Here is a 15,408-nt window from a genome sequence, read left to right as displayed (position 1 = left end):
GGCGCGCTCTTTCGTCCTAGGCCGACTTGGCGCCGCTGCGCCGGTCGACGACGTACAGGGGGACCCTCAGCGGGTCCCGGTGGCGGGCGTTGCCGCGCACGTACCAGTGGTGCAGCCAGACCGTCGACGCCAGGAGGACGAAGGCCTGGTTCTCCTTGGTGCCGATCTGCTCGGGCGGGCTGTCGAAGACGCGGTCGGTGAACCGCCGCACGAAGCGCGCGTCGAGGACCCCGATCTCGTCGAGGGTGCCGGGGTCGGTCAGCAGCTCGCGGTAGTCCGGGCGGGAGCGGACGAACGCGGCGCTGTCCGGGGCGCGGTAGGGGAACTTCCCCTTCTTGACGATCCGTTCCGGCAGCACCTCGGCGTAGGCGCGCTTGAGCAGGTACTTCTCGTCGTAGGGGTCGCCGAACCGCAGGTTGACCGATGCGGCGCGGCGGACCACGGCGGGGTCGAGGAAGGGGCAGCGGTTCTCCACGCCGTGGGCCAGCGCCATGCGCTCGCCCTGGGTCGAGAGCAGATAGCCGCTCAGCAGGGTGCGGAACTCCAGCCACTGGGCCTTCTGCACGGCGGTGAGCTGCGCGTATCCGGGCTCGCCGGCCACGAGGTCCGTAAGGGCCGCGAAGGGGTCGCCGGCGTTCTTCAGCAGGCGTGCGGCGAAGCGGCCGTTCTGGAAGCGCATCTGGTGGGAGAAGAGGCCGGGCAGGGTCTCCTCGGTGAACTGCCGGTAGAGGCCGAGCATGCGGCGGTGGCCGTCCTCGCCGCTGAAGTGGCGCAGATACGGGTGGAGCTGACCCATGCGGCGCAGGCGGGTGTCGTCGTCCAGCTCGTGCCAGCTCGACAGCAGCAGGGTGTCCTTGAAGACGCCGTAGCCCAGGAACGCCTCGTCGGCTCCCTCTCCGCTGAGCACCACCTTGATCCCTTCGCTCCGTACGTGGCGCGCCAGCAGGTACATGGGGACGAAGGCGGTGCGGAAGACGGGCACCTCGGCGTGCCGGACGGCCTCGGGGAAGGCGTTGACGACGTCCTCGTCGGACACCCGCACGGTGGAGTGCCGGGTGCCCAGATGCGCGGCCAGCGCGGCCTGTTCGGCCGACTCGTCGAACTCGCCGTCCTCGAACTCGATCGAGAACGTCCGCAGCGGGCGGCTCGTCCGCTGCGCGGCGAGGTGCGCGATGATCGAGGAGTCCAGGCCGCCGGAGGCGTAGACGCCGACCTCGACATCGCTGCGCAGCCGCACGTCGACCGCGGCTTCGAGGTCGGCGCGGACGAGTTCGACGGCCTCCTGCTCGCTCTGCGGGGCCGGGCCCGCGGCCAGGTCGAGGGTGGCCCAGCGGCCGCGCCGGACCTCGTCGCCGCGCACGGACAGGTACTCGCCCATGGGGATCTGCTCGATCCCGTGGTAGCCGCTCTGGCCGGGCAGCGGGGTCCAGGTGGCGAAGACCGACGCCAGCTGCGCCTCGTCGAAGGCGAAGTGGAAGTCCGGGTAGGCCAGGAACGCCTTCATCTCGGAGGCGAACAGCCAGGCGCCGCGGTGCCGCGCCACGAACAGGGGCCGCTTGCCGAACCGGTCGCGCACCAGGTGCAGGGCGCCGGTGACGCTGTCGTAGAGGGCGAACGCGAAGGCGCCGTTGAAGCGGGGCAGGCAGTCCAGGCCCCAGGCGACCCAGGCGGCCAGCACGACCTCGGTGTCGGACTCGGTGCGGAAGGCGAAGCCGAGGGCGGTCAGCTGCTCACGCAGCTCCCGGTAGTTGTACAGCTCGCCGTTGTAGCACAGCCAGTAGCGGCCGTCGGCGCTGCCGACCGGCTGCGAGCCGGTGGCCGGGTCGATGATGCTCAGCCGCACCGTGCCCATGGCCAGCCGGTCGTCGAGCAGGCAGCCCGCCTCGTCGGGGCCGCGGTGCTCGATCTGGGCGAGCATGCCGTGGATGAGGGTCTCGTACTCCTGCGGGGGCAGGGGGCTCTGGTAGAAGCCGGCTATGCCGCACATCGGGTCACCGGCTCCCGGCGGCCCGCGAGCGGGCGGCGTCGACGAAGGCGACGATGCCGGACAGCGAGACCATGACGTTGCCGAGGATCTCCTCGCCGAGCGGCACTCCGTACTTCTCCTCGATGTGCCCCATCAGCGAGAGGTAGCCGAACGAGTCGAGGATGCCCGCCTTGAACAGGTCGGTGTCCTCGGTGATGTCCGAGTCGAACTCGAACATGAACTGCTCTTCCATGTGCTTCTTGAGTTCCTGCTTCATGGCTGTCCGTCACCCTCGCGATGGTCGATTCGGGACGCGTGCCGGTGTCCGGCGCGCGTGAACTCATGCCTGCTGCGGCGGCGTCAGGCGGCCGCGAACCCGGCGTTGACGAGCCGGCCCAGCGCGGGCCACTGGGACCGGATGAAGAAGTGGCCGCCGGGGAACCGGTGGGTGGTCAGGGGCCGGGTGCTCTCCCGTTGCCAGCCCTCCAGGTCGGCCGGGGTGAAGTGCTCGTCCTCGCCGGTCATAGCGGTGACCGGCACGTCCAGTGGCGGGGCCGCCTCGTACCGGTAGGCGCCCAGTGCGGTGAAGTCGGCCCGCATCACCGGCTCGTAGTACGCCATCAGGTCGGGGTGCTCCCACAGCTCCTCCGGGATGCCGCCGAGCTGCCTGAGGTGCTCCCAGAAGGCATCGGTCGGCAGCTCCCAGGTGTGCCGCTCCCGGCTCGGGATCGCCGGTCCGCACTCCCCGGAGACGAACAGGTGGGCCGGTGCGGGCCGCCGCTCGGCGCGCAGCCGGCGGCAGAGCAGGAACGCCAGCCGGGCGCCGAGGCTGTGGCCGTAGAGCGCGTACGGGGCGTCGAGCCGGTCCGGCAGCTGCCGGAGCAGGTCGTCGACGATCGCGTCGGGGTCCCGCAGCAGCGGCTCGGAGGCGCGCCGGCCGCGTCCGGGGCGCTCCAGCGTCACGACGTCGACGTCCGGGCAGTACGCGGCCAGTCCCGCGTAGGCGCGCTCGTCGCCTCCGGCGTAGGCGATGCAGAACAGGCGTGGCCGCGGCCGCGGTTGCGGCGTCCGGTGGGCGGGGGTGGTGTCGATCTGCCGGACCATGCGGGTGAGGACTCCTTTCCCGCCCACCTCACGGCAGCGGTCGGCACTCGTGTGCGCCAGCAGGTAGCGGACGCTGTCCAGCCACCGCACCGATCCGCTGATCTGCTCGCTCAGCGTCGTGGCGACGTCCTGGTCGGTGTACGGACGCGCGGTGAGGTTGGCGATCACCGTGGCCCGCAGGGGGGCGAACCGGAAGCCTTTGAGGAAGGCGGCGAACTCGTCGCGGGCGGCGGCCATGAACCGCGAGTGGAAGGCGGCCGAGACCTTCAGCCGGGCGACGCGGGTCCCGCGTGCGTCGAGCGTCCTGTGTGCGCGCTCGATCTCGTCCAGGGCCCCGGACAGCACGGTCTGCACGGGGGTGTTGATGTTGGCGACGTCGAGCCGCGACAGGCCCTCCTCGGTGAGGAAGGCCCGCACCTCGTCCGCGTCCGGCCCCACGACGGCGAGCATGGCCCCGTCCGTGGCCCGGGCCATCAGCTCGCCCCGCTTGACGACGAGCTTCAGTCCGGTCTCGAAGTCGAAGGCCCCGGCGGCGTGCAGGGCGTTGTACTCCCCCAGGCTGTGGCCCAGCAGGTACCCGCCCTCGGGCTCGCCGCGCTCCAGCGAGTCCTGGTAGGCCAGGGCGCCTACGACGTAGAGCGCGGGCTGGGTGAAGCGCGTGTCGTCGAGCCGCCCGTCCGGGTCCGCGAGGCACAGCCGCGGAAGGTCGTAGCCGAGCACGTCGCAGGCGAGCGCGGTCCGTTCGGGGAACCGCTCGAAGAGACCGGCTCCCATGCCGCGGGTCTGGGAGCCCTGGCCGGGGAAGAGCACGGCGGGCGTTCCCTCTGCACAAGCCCTCACGCCGGGCCCGCAGCACAGTGTTCGCGGGTGATGGCAGGGCAGTCGTCCGGCGGGTTCATGGCCTCCCCGTTCAGCGGTGGTCTCCGATGACGGGCATCCTGCGACACCCCCCTTGCAGGGGCCTGGTCAGGACGCTGGCGTATCCCTGCCGTCCGCTGTAGCGGTTTTCCGCCATCCTTGCCGGACTCCTGCAGAGACCTTGCCAATTGCTTACAGGCCGCCAAGATGATCTTGGAACACCCGGTTCGCTATGCAAGGCTCCCTTTTGGGAGGGCACCGGCCGCACGGCGCCACCCGCCTGTCAGCACGATCGCGCGTGCGAGAACGATTGGGACCGACATGCCTTCATCCCCCATACCGAACCCGGCCCCGACCACCCCGACCCCCGAGGTCGGGTCGCACGAGCCCCCCTTCCTGCTGAGCGTTCTGGGCCCCATGTCGGCGCGCCACGACGGCCACGACCTTCCCCTCGGCCCGCCACGCCGCAGAGCCCTGCTCGCCCTGCTCCTGATACGCCTGGGGCGCGTGGTACCCACCGAGCTGCTCATCGAGGAGCTGTGGGGCGAAGAGCCGCCGCGTCAGGCCGTCGCCACGCTCCAGAGCCACGTATCCCACTTGCGCCGCGCACTGCAGGCGGCCGGCGGGCCCGACCGCCCCTCGGTGCTGCGCCACCGCGCGCACGGTTACGTCCTGGAACTCGGCTCCGAACACATCGACGGCTGCCGCTTCGAGCGCCTGGTCGCCGAAGGGCGGCGACTGCTGGAACAGCGCGACCCGCTCGCCGCGCGGGACCGGTTCGCGGCAGCCCTGTCGCTGTGGCGGGGCTCGCCCTTTGCGGAGTTCGACGGCCATCCCCCGCTCAGCGACGAGAGTTCGCGGCTCGAACACGTCCGGCTCACCGCCGTGGAGTCCTGCGCGGAGGCCCGGCTCGCCCTCGGGGAGGCCCAGGAGGTCGCCGCGGGCCTCGACCGCGAGGCACGTCGCCATCCGGCGCGAGAACGCCTGGTCGGCCACCTGATGACGGCCCTGTCCCGGCTCGGTCGGCAGGCCGAGGCGCTCGAAGTGTACGAACGGACCCGCGCCCATCTGGACGAGGAGTTCGGGGTGGGCACGGCCGCCGAACTCCGCCGGGTCAGGACCGCGATCCTGCGCCAGGAGCCGGGGACGGGCGGGCCCACCGCGTCACCACGCCCCGGTCGCCCCGATCCCGCCGGGACCACGCCGGTGGCTGCGGCGACCACGGCCACGAAGGCGGACGGCGGCGAAGCCGCGCGCGGGGCCGAGGCCCACCCACCCGTCCGCGCGGTGCGGGAGCCGCAACGACCGGCACAGAACGAGGCGTCCGGTAGGGGCGGCAGTACGGCAGCGGCCCCGGGCGGGCCCTTCACGGCAGCAGCGGCCGGCCACAAAGAAGGCCCCCGGGCCGACGCCGGGACCACAGCACGGCAACGGGTCGGCGGCAGCGCCGCCACCGACGACCCGGCGGCCACGCGTGCCACCACCAGGTCCGACCACCCGCACCGGCCGACGACGACCGCCGCGGACTCACCGCCGGCCGCCGCGGACTCGCCCGCGAGCGCACCGGCCGCGCGGGCCCCGGAGAACGGCGCGCGCCGGGAGGCCGCGGGGCCCGTGCCCGACGGACCGCGTACCCAGTCGCCGTTCACCGGCCGCAGCGAGGAGTTAGAGCGCCTGACGGCCGCGGCGACGTGCGCGGTCGACGGCCACGGACATGTCGCCGGCGTCCTCGGCCCCGCCGGCGTCGGCAAGACCCGGCTCCTGCTCGAACTCGTCCCCCGGCTGGAAGCGGCCGGCGCCGCCCGGGCCGGTGCGGAGCTGGAGGTGATCTGGAGCCACTGCTTCCTGGACGAGGGCGTACCGCCCTACTGGCTGTGGACCCAGATCCTCAGGCGACTGTCCACGACCCGCCCGGAGGCCTTCCGCGAGGCGGCGAAGCCGTTCGGCGCCCTGCTCGCCCCCCTGATGCCCGAGCGCGCGTCCCGGCCCGGCGGACCGGCCCCCGAATCCGACTGGGGCCAGGCCCGGTTCCTCACCCACGACGCGGTCTGCGAAGTCCTGCTCGCCCTCGCCGCCCAGCGCCCGCTCGTCCTGCTCCTGGAGGACCTCCACTGGGCCGACACCGCCTCGCTGGACCTGCTCAGACTGCTGAGCAGCCGCAGCCAGGGCCACCCGATCGGCATCGTCCTGACCGCCCGCGAGTACGAGGTCGAGTCCGACGCGACGCTGCGCCGGATGCTCTCCGAGGTCCTGCGCGGCCCCAGGACCGAGACCCTGCGGCTCGGCGGACTGTCCCGGCACGCCGTCGCCGCCCTCGTCGTCGCCCAGGCCGGCCCCGGTGTCGACGCGGAGGTCGTCGAGGTGCTGCACCGGCGCAGCGAGGGCAACCCGTACTTCGTCATGCAGCTCCTCTCCCTCCTGGGTGACGCGCGTAGCCTGCGGCGGCCCGACGCGGTGGACGTGCTGCTGACCCGCGTCCCCACGGGCGTCCGGGAGGCACTGCACCAGCGGTTCGCCGCACTGCCCGAGACGGTGCTGTGCGTGCTGCGGCTGTGCGCCGTCATCGGCACCGAGATCGACACCGATCTGCTGGACCTGACCGCCACCGAGAACGAACCGGTCACCGAGGCCCTGGAGTCGGCGATCCGCGCCGGGCTGCTCGGCGAGGATCCCCACCACCCGGAACGGCTGCACTTCACCCACGCCCTGGTGCAGGAGACGCTCATCGACGAGCTCACCCGCGAGGACCGGCAGCGGCTGCACGCGAGGGTCGCCGGGGGGATAACCACCCGCAGGCTCGGACGGGTGGCGGACGAGGAGATCGAGCGGGTCGCCCACCACGCCTGGCACGCCAAGAGCGCCATGCCGACTGCCGAAACGCTTCCCCTGCTGCTGCGCGCCGCCGAGCAGGCCGAGCAGCAACTCGCCTACGAACAGGTGGAGACCTGGCTGCGCCGCGCGGTGCACCTGGTCGGCCTGCTGCCGCCCGGCGACCCCTCGGCCGCGTCCCTGGACCAGCGGCTGCACATCCAGCTCGGCCAGGTGCTGGCCACCACCCGGGGCTACGGCCACGCCGAGGCCGAGACGGCACTCGCCCGCGGACGGGCCCTCAACTCGGTCACCCACTCCCCCGAAGACCCGTCGGTGCTCTGGGCCCTGTGCGCGGCGGACCTCGTCACCGGCCGCTACGACACCTCACGCCGCTACTCCGGCCTGCTCCGGGAGCTCGCCGACCGGGACGGCCAGCCCGTGGCGGTGCTCGGCGCGGCCTACGGCGAGGGCATCGTCCTCCACGTCCGCGGCCAGCTGCGGCAGGCGCTCATCCAGCTGGAGCACGGCGTGGCCATGGCGGACGGCTACGCCCGCGAGGGCCACTCGCTGGCCCGCACCTTCCAGCACGACCCGCGCGTCTCCTGCCGCTCCTACAACACCTTCACCCACTGGCTCATGGGCGACCGGGAGACCGCCACGGCACGCCGCCGCGAGCTGCTGCGCCTCACCGAGGACGACAGCCGGCCCTCCGACCGCTCCTTCGCCCTCTACGTGGACGCGGTCGTGGCGGCCTGGGAAGGCGACGCCGAGACGGCCCGCTCCTCCGGCGCCGAGGGAGTCCGGGTGGCGGACGAGCACGGGCTGCTCTACTGGAAGGCGATGCTCGGCATGCTGGAGGGCTGGGGCCTGACCTGCTCCGGACGGGAGGACGGCCTCGCCCTGATGCACTCCGCCCTCGCCGAACTCCGCAACTCCCGAACCCACCTGCGCCGCCCCCTCCACCTGGGCCTCCTCGGCCAGGCCCAGCACCGGGCCGGACGAACGGAGGACGCCAAGACCACCTTCCACGCCCTCCTCGCAGCCATCGGCCGCCGCGGCGAACACGTCTACCTCCACCCGGAACTCCCCGCCACCCGCCTCCTCCACGACCTCCTGGGCCGCGGCGCGGCGGAGGCGGTGGCGGCGGGGTGAACGACGACGCCCGTACCGGTACGGCCTCCCCGCGGCCGGCCGGTCGGGCACGCCGGAGGCCCCGGTTTCCGCTGGCCGCGCGGGAACTGGCGCGGCCGCTCCGTCGTCGTCATCAGCATGATCGATAACTCCGGAGCCCACCGCTCGCTCCCGCCCGACGAACTGATCGCGGCCTGGGGCGGCGTAGGCCCCTGGTCCCAGCGCGCCGACGCGGACCCGCTCGTCGTGGACTGCGCGCGCCGGCTGGCCGCCGACCCCGGTGGGGAACGGGCGCCGCTGTGGACGTTCGGGCTGGTGTCGATGGCGTCCTACGTGGCGTGGCAGCCGGGCGAGGGGGTGGCGGGCCGTGTCGTGGAGGCGCTGCTCGCCGCCGACCGCGCGCTCGGCGGGCGCGGCTGCGCGCATGAGACGCACCCGTTCCGGACCGCGCTCGACCGCATCGACGACGATGAGGTCGGCATCCTGGTCCCGGAACTCGGCGCCTTCGCGACCCTCGGACGGGCAGAGACGGCCGGCACCGGCCCCGACTCCGACGCCGAGCACGACGACGCCTGGTGGTGCCCGACGAACGTCGCGGCCTGCGCCCGGATCACCGCCGATGTCCTGGCTCCCTTCCGTACGACGGGCATGACGGACACAGCGGGCATCTCGCCCGCCATCCCGCCCGTCATCCCGCGCCGGGACGCCGACGCCCTCCGGTGGCTCTCCTCCACGCTCTGCGACCACCCCTATGGCGACCCCGCCCTGGACCTGTCCCGCCTGGCGCTCTCGCTGCCCGACCACCCGTCCAAGGGCGTCCAGGCCGGCTATGTCGCGGCCATGCACGCCAGTCAGTGGTATGCGGTCTCGGGCCGTATCACCGCTCCCGAAGCCCTCGACGACATGATCGAGGGCCTGGAGAAGGTGCTCGCCCAGCTCGCGGGCAGCACCTGCGCCCATACCCCCGCCGAGCACCCCGAGGCGCACCCCGACCCCGCCGGTGCGGCGCAGTTCGGCTTCTACCTGCGCAGCCCCGGCGGACGCGCGGAGCTGGCCGGGGCCGGCGGCCGCCGGAACGACCTCCTCCGGGGCTGGCTGTGTCCCGCCTTCCTGCACTCCCTCGCCGACGCGGCGCTCGACGAACTGCGCGAGGGCTATGAGGAGTTGTTCGCCCCCAGGGATACGGACCACCTCGACGAGGAGTGCCTGGGCGCGGACGGACGCCTCGCCCTCGACCGGCTGGCCCGCTTGCTGGACGAGGAGGACCCGTCCATCGACGTGGACGACCTCGCGGTGTGGGCGGCCCGCCGCTACCTGCGCGACGAGAGCGCCGATCCGCGGGAACGGGCCGTACTGCTGCTGGTGATGCTCTGGTACGCGGAAGACCCCTACGACGTCCCCTACAACGCGGGGACGGAACTGCGCGACGCCTTGCGCACCGTGGACACTTCGCCGCTCGACGCCGAGTGCCCGCACGGCGGGACCCACCCCGACACCGGCGACCGGCTGCCGTCCCTCCTCGACCACCTCCACGCACCGGGCGAGTCCCCCGCACCCGACGACGGCCTCACCCCCGACGTCTGGCTGTGCCCCCACCACCTCGCCGAGCGCACCCAGGAGGCGCTGGAGGAACTGGACGGCGTCTTCGACGAGGACGAGTAGCGCCCTGCCGCGCACGGCGGCCCGGAGGGCGGGGCCGCCGGCGGCGCGGGACGTCCGCCGGCGGCGGCCTTCCCGGCCACGCGCTGTCGCTGTCCGGACGCTCTACGATCCGGGTTATCCGAACTGGCCGGGCTGGTAGTCGCCGGCGGGCTGCTGGACGATGACGTTCATCCGGTTGTAGGCGTTGATGAGGGCGATCAGGGACACCAGGGCCATGAGCTGCTCCTCGTCGTAGTGCTTGGCGGCGTTCGCCCAGGCCTCGTCGGTCACCCCGCCGGCCGCGTCGGCGATGCGGGTGCCCTGCTCCGCCAGCTCCAGCGCCGCGCGCTCGGCCTCGGTGAAGACCGTGGCCTCCCGCCACGCCGCGACCAGATTGAGGCGCGTCGAGGTCTCACCGGCGGCGGCCGCCTCCTTGGTGTGCATGTCGAGGCAGAATCCGCAGCCGTTGATCTGGCTCGCGCGGATCTTCACCAGTTCCTGCGTCGCGGCCGGCAGTGCCGAGTCCGAGAGCACCTTGCCTGCCGCGCCGAAGTGCTTGATCAGCTTGCCCGCGGCCGGGCTGGCGAAGAGGTTCAAACGGGCTTCCATGGTGTGCTCCTTGGCCGTTGTCGTTGGCTACACCCCTATGACGGAGCCGCCCGGCACGATGTGACACGAACGAGTGTGACGCGCGTCTCCACCGCCTCGCCGTCACGCTCGGGAGCCGTGGACCTGCTCAGTGCGACGACCCCGGGGACGGGAGCCAGGGCGAAGGCGACGTCGCGCAACGCCTCGGTGAGCACCGCATCGGCAACCTGGCCTTGATGTCCTTCAGCGCCTTCGCCCGCGACTTCGCGAAATCCCGTACGAGCTGCTGCTGAGGGACCGAGGAACCCTCACGCAGCCACGGCGTCACCTGACGCGCTTCTCGGCTTCGAGAGCGGCCCGCGCGGTGGACGGCAGGCGAAGCCGGTAGGTGTACCGGGCGTGCCCGGCCTCCTCCGTCTTCACTTCCGTCGTCATGAGCATCAACCCACCTGGGAAGACTGACAGTTGACCCCTGATCTTTACGGTGTCCCTCACCTGCGGGGATGGTGGACGCCCGATCACCCTGACGGCGATCGGCTCTTCCTGCCCTGCTCCGCAGGAGTCCGATTCCTCCCCGGCCTGAAGGCCGGGGAGGAATCGGAGGTTCCCGGTGAACACCCCGAGGTCCCCGGGCCGGGTGGTGGCGCTGGTATCCGGACGGAACAGAAACGGACTGTCGTTCCGGCACGATCTGTTCCATCCGCGAGGATCATGCATATCTAGGGGGAAACATGCGCAGCAAGCTGGCCGGCCTGATCGGCATTGTCGCCTTGGCCGTTGCCTTCGGGACCGGAGTGACGGTGCACCACTTCGAGGCCGACGGGACCGGGAAGGGTGTGCACATTCTGGCCACCAATGAGGGGCCGGGTTCCAGCCTCCGATGAGGGGTCCGGGTTACTGACCCCTGCCCTACGCCTGTGTGCTGCAGCAAAAGGAGCCAAGAGTGCAGCACACAGGCGCACGGCCAGGCGAGCCCAGGACGGCCCGGGGGATGTTCATGGCGGCGAACAGTTCCTCGGCGCTGTGCAGGTGCTCCCGGGCGACGTCCTGCTGTCCCAGCGACTGCTCGGCCTTGGCCATACCGTGCAGTCCGTGCGCCATACCCATGCGGTATCCGATGCTCAGTGCCCTCTGATGGGCACTTCGGTGCAGGCCGAGTGCCCTCTCGTGGTCCCCTCCGCGCTGGTGGACCAGTCCCGCGATGTTCTCGACCTCGCACTGCCAGGTCACCGTACCCAGAGGGCCGACGAGCGCGAGTGCTTGATCGATGTACGTCATCACCTCGTCGCCCTGTCCGTTCCGCTGGTGGAGAACGGCGCGCAGAGCCAGGGACATCGCCCGGTTCCTGGGCATCACGGAGTCCTCGCCCAGTGCCAGGGCCCGTTCGAGGTACCGCTGTGCCGATGCGTCGTCGCCTCCGTCCAGGTGCGCGATGACCAGGTCGTTGAGGGCGGCCACCTCGTGCTCCCGCTCCCCGACTTCCCGGCAGAGCATGACGGCCCGTTCGGCGGCGGCGACCGCTTCCATGGTCCGGCCCTGCCACAGGTGCAGGGTGCTGAGATTGCACAGCGCGATGGATTCCCGTCTGAGGGTTCCGAACTCGCGGTGCAGCGCGATTCCCCGCAACAGCAGGTCGTATCCCTCGGAGAGGCTGCCGAGCACGATGTGTGCCCAGCCGAGCAGGTCGAGGAAGGCCGCCTCGCTGACGGGATCCCCGTGCGACCGGGCCACCCGCAGACCCTCCTCCGCGGCCTGTGCCGCCAACCGGAACTCTCCGAGTATCTGGTGGGCCGAGGCCAGGTTGGCCAGGCTCAGGCACAGGGCCTGGGTGTCCGCCGCCCGGCGGGCCACGGCCACCGCGACCTCGGCCAGCTCCCGGAAGTCCTGGATGGCTCCCTGCGCATGCAGGTGGAGCACCGTGTTTCTGGCCAGGTAGCTGGCCAGGCGGTGGAAGTCGTGTTTCTGTCCCAGCCGGACGGTGGCCTGAAGGGCCCTGCTCTCCCGGTCGTACCACCGGCGGGCGGTCTGTGCGTCGCGGAACGCGGGCAGCCCCGGCGCGTTGCCGGGCGGAGCGGACGCACACTGGCGCAGTCCGGGGAACAGGATCCGGCACGCCTCGTTGGTGGCACCCAGGTAGTAGTTCAGCAGCCGGCCTACCGCGATGTCCTTCTCGTGCCTCACGGAATCGTCCCAGAGGCTGCGGGCAAAGCTGCGGATGAGGTCGTGGAAGGAGTACCGCCCTGCCTCGTACTGCTGCAGTAGTTGCGAGTCGAGCAGGTCTTCGAGCATTTGCTCCGCGTCTTTGGGCGTCATGTTCGTCAGAGCCGCGGCCGCATGGGGATCGAAGTTCGGCCCGGGGTGTACTCCCAGGAGCATGAACGCCCGGCGGTGCTCCTCGCCCAGGGCCTCGTAGGAGAGCTGGATGGTCGTGGCGACGCTGCGCTCGGTGGAGCGGAGCTCCGTGAGCAGGGCGTCCTCCTCGCGGAGCCGGTCGACGAAGTACTGCAGCGTCCAGCGGGGGCGGTTGTGGAGCCTGGCCGTGGCGATGCGCAGGGCGAGCGGCAGGTGCCCGCAGAGAGTGGCCAGTGACTTGGCGGCTTCAGGGTCGGCGGCCACGCGTTCCTCGCCGAGAGTGCGGGTGAGCAGCGCCGCGCTGTCCTGCGGCGGCAGCGTTCCCAGGGATATCCAGTGGGCCCCGTCGAGGTCGAGCAGTCGGCAGCGGCTGGCCACCAGGACCAGGCACTCGCGCGTGACGGGCAGGAGCGGGCGTATCTGAGCGGCCTCGGCCGCGTTGTCGAGGACGAGGAGCAGTCTGCGCGAGGCCGAGGCGGCCTGCCACATCGCGAAACGGCTTTCGGTGTCATCGGGGACGGCGCTGTTGGGAGTTCCCAGGGCGCGCAGCAGTATGCGCGCCGCCTCCTCGGGCGCGAGGGGGCGTTCCCCCGGGGTGAAGCCGCGCAGATCGATGTAGAGCTGCCCGTCCGGATACGAGGCGGCCAAGCGGTGGGCCGCACGCACGATGAGGGTGGTCTTGCCGGCGCCGCCCATCCCGTCGACGGCAACGATCCGCACCCCTTCGCCCGCCTGTCCCCGATCGAGCAGGTACCCGAGTTCCAGGTGACGGCCGGTGAAGTCCGGTAATTCATAGGGCAGGGTGCACGGGGCGTTCTCGGCGGCCCGCGCTCCGTCGGACGGCCGGAGGGAAGGGGCCGAAGGCGCGGGCGAGGGCGTGTCCAGTTCGGGGCTGGCCCGCAGGATCTTCTCGAACAGGCCGGCCAGGTCCGGGCAGGGGCTGATGCCGAGCTCTTCCGCCAGCAGGTCCCGTACGGCGGTGTACTCGTGGAGCGCCTCGGCCTGCCGGCCGGCACGGTACAGAGCGAGCATCAGCTGGGCGCGCAGGCCCTCGCGCAGCGGGTAGGCGTCGGCGAACTCGCGTATCTCGCTGACGATGTCGCTGTCCTCGCCCAGCTGGAGCCTGAGCGCGAAGAGCTCCTCCACCGCGGCCAGTCGCCGTTCCTCCAGGACGGTGGACGCCGCGTCGAGGACCGGCCCGCCCGTCCCGTTCAGCACCGGGCCCCGCCACAGCGCCAGGGCCTTGCGCAGCTCCCCGGCCGCCGCACCGAACTCCCCGTCGGAGCGGTCGGACGTGGCCCGCTGGACATGGCGCGAGAAGAGGTGCAGGTCGACCTGGAGCGGCTCCACGGACACGCGGTACCCCGCGTCCTCGGTCACGATCAGCGCCGGACCATCGGGTATGCGCCGCCGAAGGTCGGCTATGGCTTTGCGGACCTGCTGCTTGGCGGTATCGGGTCCGGCTTCCCCCCAAGCCGTCTCGATGAGGCGCTCGATGGGCACCGTCCGCCCGGACTCCAGTAGCAGGGACGTCAGAATGCGTTCCTGAAGCGGCCCGCCGAGCTTGATCCGATGCCCGTCGGCCAGGCATTCCAGGGATCCGAGAACGTTGAATCGCAATCCGCGATTTTCTCTTGTTGTCACAGTGCACCCCCCATGTGCTGCCTGGAAAATACCAGTTCGAGGGGACTACCGCAGCGCGCGGTACGGGACCGGTAGGTGAGTGGTATCACCGCCAGGCAGGCTCCTTGCAGCCACCGAAAGTGGCGCTCCTCCGCGCCTCCCGAGGCATCCGACCGGTGCCGGAGGCGGCGGAGCGGAATGCGCTCGGATCGAAATCCCTGCGCACGTAACGGCGTCGGCACATCGTGCGACGCGATTTACAAAGGAGTCATGACCATGGCACTTGCGACCACTGTCGCCAGCTGTCTCGTATGCGACACCGAATTCCAGGTGCGCGAGGACTGGGAGAAGGGTGAGATCACCGAGTGCGGGGCCTGCGGCCAGGAGCACGAGGTCGTCGAGAAGTCCGCGGCGGGCATACGCCTGGACCTCGCCCCTGAGGTGGAAGAGGACTGGGGCGAGTGACCACCTCCGACCAGGTCCTGCTCTCGGTCACGATGCTGCGCCCGGAGGAGAAGCTCCTCCTCGGCGCACTGCGTGACCAGGGCCTGACAGCGCGACCGCTGCTCATGGAGGATCTGGCCGAGATCGTGGCGGGCCACCCCGGCCCGCCCGCTCTCGCCCTGATCAGGAACCTTTCCCACCGGGAGGCGATCAGCGTCTCCCACCGCCTGGAACACGCCGGAGTCCCCACCCTCAACCGCGCGGCAGCGATCGAGACGTGCAACGACAAGGGCCTGCAGTCGTTGCTCTTCGCACAGCACGGGATTCCGCACCCTGAGACCCGACACGCCTTCAGCCTCGACCAGGTCCGTCGGACCGTCGCCGAGATGGGCATGCCCGCCGTGGTCAAGCCGGTCAGCGGTTCCTGGGGACGGGGCGTCAGCAAGATGACCCATCCCGACTGCGTGGAGGCGTGGGCCGCGGGCCGCGAGTCCGCCGATGCCATGGGAAAGCAGTTCCCCGTCGTCGTGCAGGAGTACATCGACAAGCCCGGCCACGATCTGCGGGTGGTGGTCGTCGGGCGGACCCCGGTGGTGGCCATCCAGCGGGTGTCGGACGACTGGCGCACCAACACCCACCTGGGCGCCGAGGTCCGGCGCGTCGAGCTCACCGCGGAGATGGAGAAGCTCTGCGGCCAGGCCGTCGACGCCCTCGGACCCGGCTTCTACGGGGTGGACCTGGTCGAGGACCGGTCCACGGGCGAACTGCTCGTGCTCGAAGTGAACGCCAATCCCGAATTCGCCCGTTCCTCCGCCCAGCACGGAGTGAACGTGGCCGGCCACCTCGCCGCCTACGTGGCGGAGACCCTCACGGCCTCAGCCGTGTGACAC

Annotated in this window: 10 protein-coding genes and 1 pseudogene; 5 read left to right on the top strand and 6 right to left on the bottom strand. The window is 71.6% G+C overall.

The window, feature by feature from the left end:
• Positions 1-16: 16 nt before the first annotated feature.
• The 3 genes from asnB to fabD form a co-directional block, all read right to left on the bottom strand.
• Complete coding sequence (asnB, locus tag ACZ5XZ_RS12635; RefSeq protein ID WP_468977025.1) at positions 17-1,987, bottom strand: asparagine synthase (glutamine-hydrolyzing); 1,971 nt, start codon at positions 1,985-1,987, stop codon at positions 17-19.
• 4 nt (positions 1,988-1,991) lie between these two features.
• A complete protein-coding gene (locus ACZ5XZ_RS12630) occupies positions 1,992-2,243 on the bottom strand; it encodes an acyl carrier protein (protein WP_468977024.1) in 252 nt (83 codons plus the stop codon).
• 83 nt (positions 2,244-2,326) lie between these two features.
• Entirely contained in the window at positions 2,327-3,880 is a 1,554-nt protein-coding gene (gene fabD / locus ACZ5XZ_RS12625; protein WP_468977022.1) for an ACP S-malonyltransferase, read from the bottom strand.
• A 369-nt stretch (positions 3,881-4,249) separates the two neighbouring features.
• On the opposite strand from fabD, the gene ACZ5XZ_RS12620 reads away from it, so the two are divergent.
• Both ACZ5XZ_RS12620 and ACZ5XZ_RS12615 read left to right on the top strand, forming a co-directional pair.
• The gene (locus ACZ5XZ_RS12620; protein ID WP_468977020.1) at positions 4,250-7,891 is read left to right on the top strand and encodes a BTAD domain-containing putative transcriptional regulator; all 3,642 of its coding nucleotides are present in this window, start codon (positions 4,250-4,252) and stop codon (positions 7,889-7,891) included.
• 117 nt (positions 7,892-8,008) lie between these two features.
• Positions 8,009-9,532: a hypothetical protein gene (locus ACZ5XZ_RS12615; RefSeq protein ID WP_468977019.1), complete on the top strand. Its 1,524-nt coding sequence runs from the start codon at positions 8,009-8,011 to the stop codon at positions 9,530-9,532.
• Between the two features lie 114 nt (positions 9,533-9,646).
• On the opposite strand, the gene ACZ5XZ_RS12610 is transcribed toward ACZ5XZ_RS12615, so the two are convergent.
• The gene (locus ACZ5XZ_RS12610; protein WP_468977016.1) at positions 9,647-10,120 is read right to left on the bottom strand and encodes a carboxymuconolactone decarboxylase family protein; all 474 of its coding nucleotides are present in this window, start codon (positions 10,118-10,120) and stop codon (positions 9,647-9,649) included.
• 193 nt (positions 10,121-10,313) lie between these two features.
• Positions 10,314-10,534: pseudogene (locus tag ACZ5XZ_RS12605) on the bottom strand (RNA-guided endonuclease TnpB family protein); the annotation flags it as partial.
• 296 nt (positions 10,535-10,830) lie between these two features.
• Here ACZ5XZ_RS12605 and ACZ5XZ_RS12600 point away from each other — a divergent pair.
• Positions 10,831-10,983 carry a hypothetical protein gene (locus ACZ5XZ_RS12600; protein ID WP_468977013.1) on the top strand — a complete coding sequence of 51 codons (153 nt, stop codon included), beginning with the start codon at positions 10,831-10,833 and terminating at the stop codon, positions 10,981-10,983.
• A 25-nt stretch (positions 10,984-11,008) separates the two neighbouring features.
• On the opposite strand, the gene ACZ5XZ_RS12595 is transcribed toward ACZ5XZ_RS12600, so the two are convergent.
• On the bottom strand, positions 11,009-14,071 hold the full coding sequence (locus tag ACZ5XZ_RS12595) for an AfsR/SARP family transcriptional regulator (RefSeq protein WP_468977011.1): 3,063 nt from the start codon (positions 14,069-14,071) through the stop codon (positions 11,009-11,011).
• 273 nt (positions 14,072-14,344) lie between these two features.
• Here ACZ5XZ_RS12595 and ACZ5XZ_RS12590 point away from each other — a divergent pair, with 273 nt between their 5' ends.
• Together ACZ5XZ_RS12590 and ACZ5XZ_RS12585 are read left to right on the top strand one after the other, a co-directional pair.
• Positions 14,345-14,539, top strand: coding sequence for a lysine biosynthesis protein LysW (locus ACZ5XZ_RS12590; RefSeq protein WP_393487600.1), 195 nt, complete (start codon positions 14,345-14,347; stop codon positions 14,537-14,539).
• Positions 14,536-15,405 carry a RimK family alpha-L-glutamate ligase gene (locus tag ACZ5XZ_RS12585; protein ID WP_468977008.1) on the top strand — a complete coding sequence of 290 codons (870 nt, stop codon included), beginning with the start codon at positions 14,536-14,538 and terminating at the stop codon, positions 15,403-15,405. Before ACZ5XZ_RS12590 ends, ACZ5XZ_RS12585 begins: the two co-directional genes overlap by 4 nt.
• Positions 15,406-15,408: the final 3 nt, after the last annotated feature.

The organism is Streptomyces sp. NPDC033270, from assembly GCF_055576575.1.
This window is presented reverse-complemented; position numbering and strand designations above follow the sequence as displayed.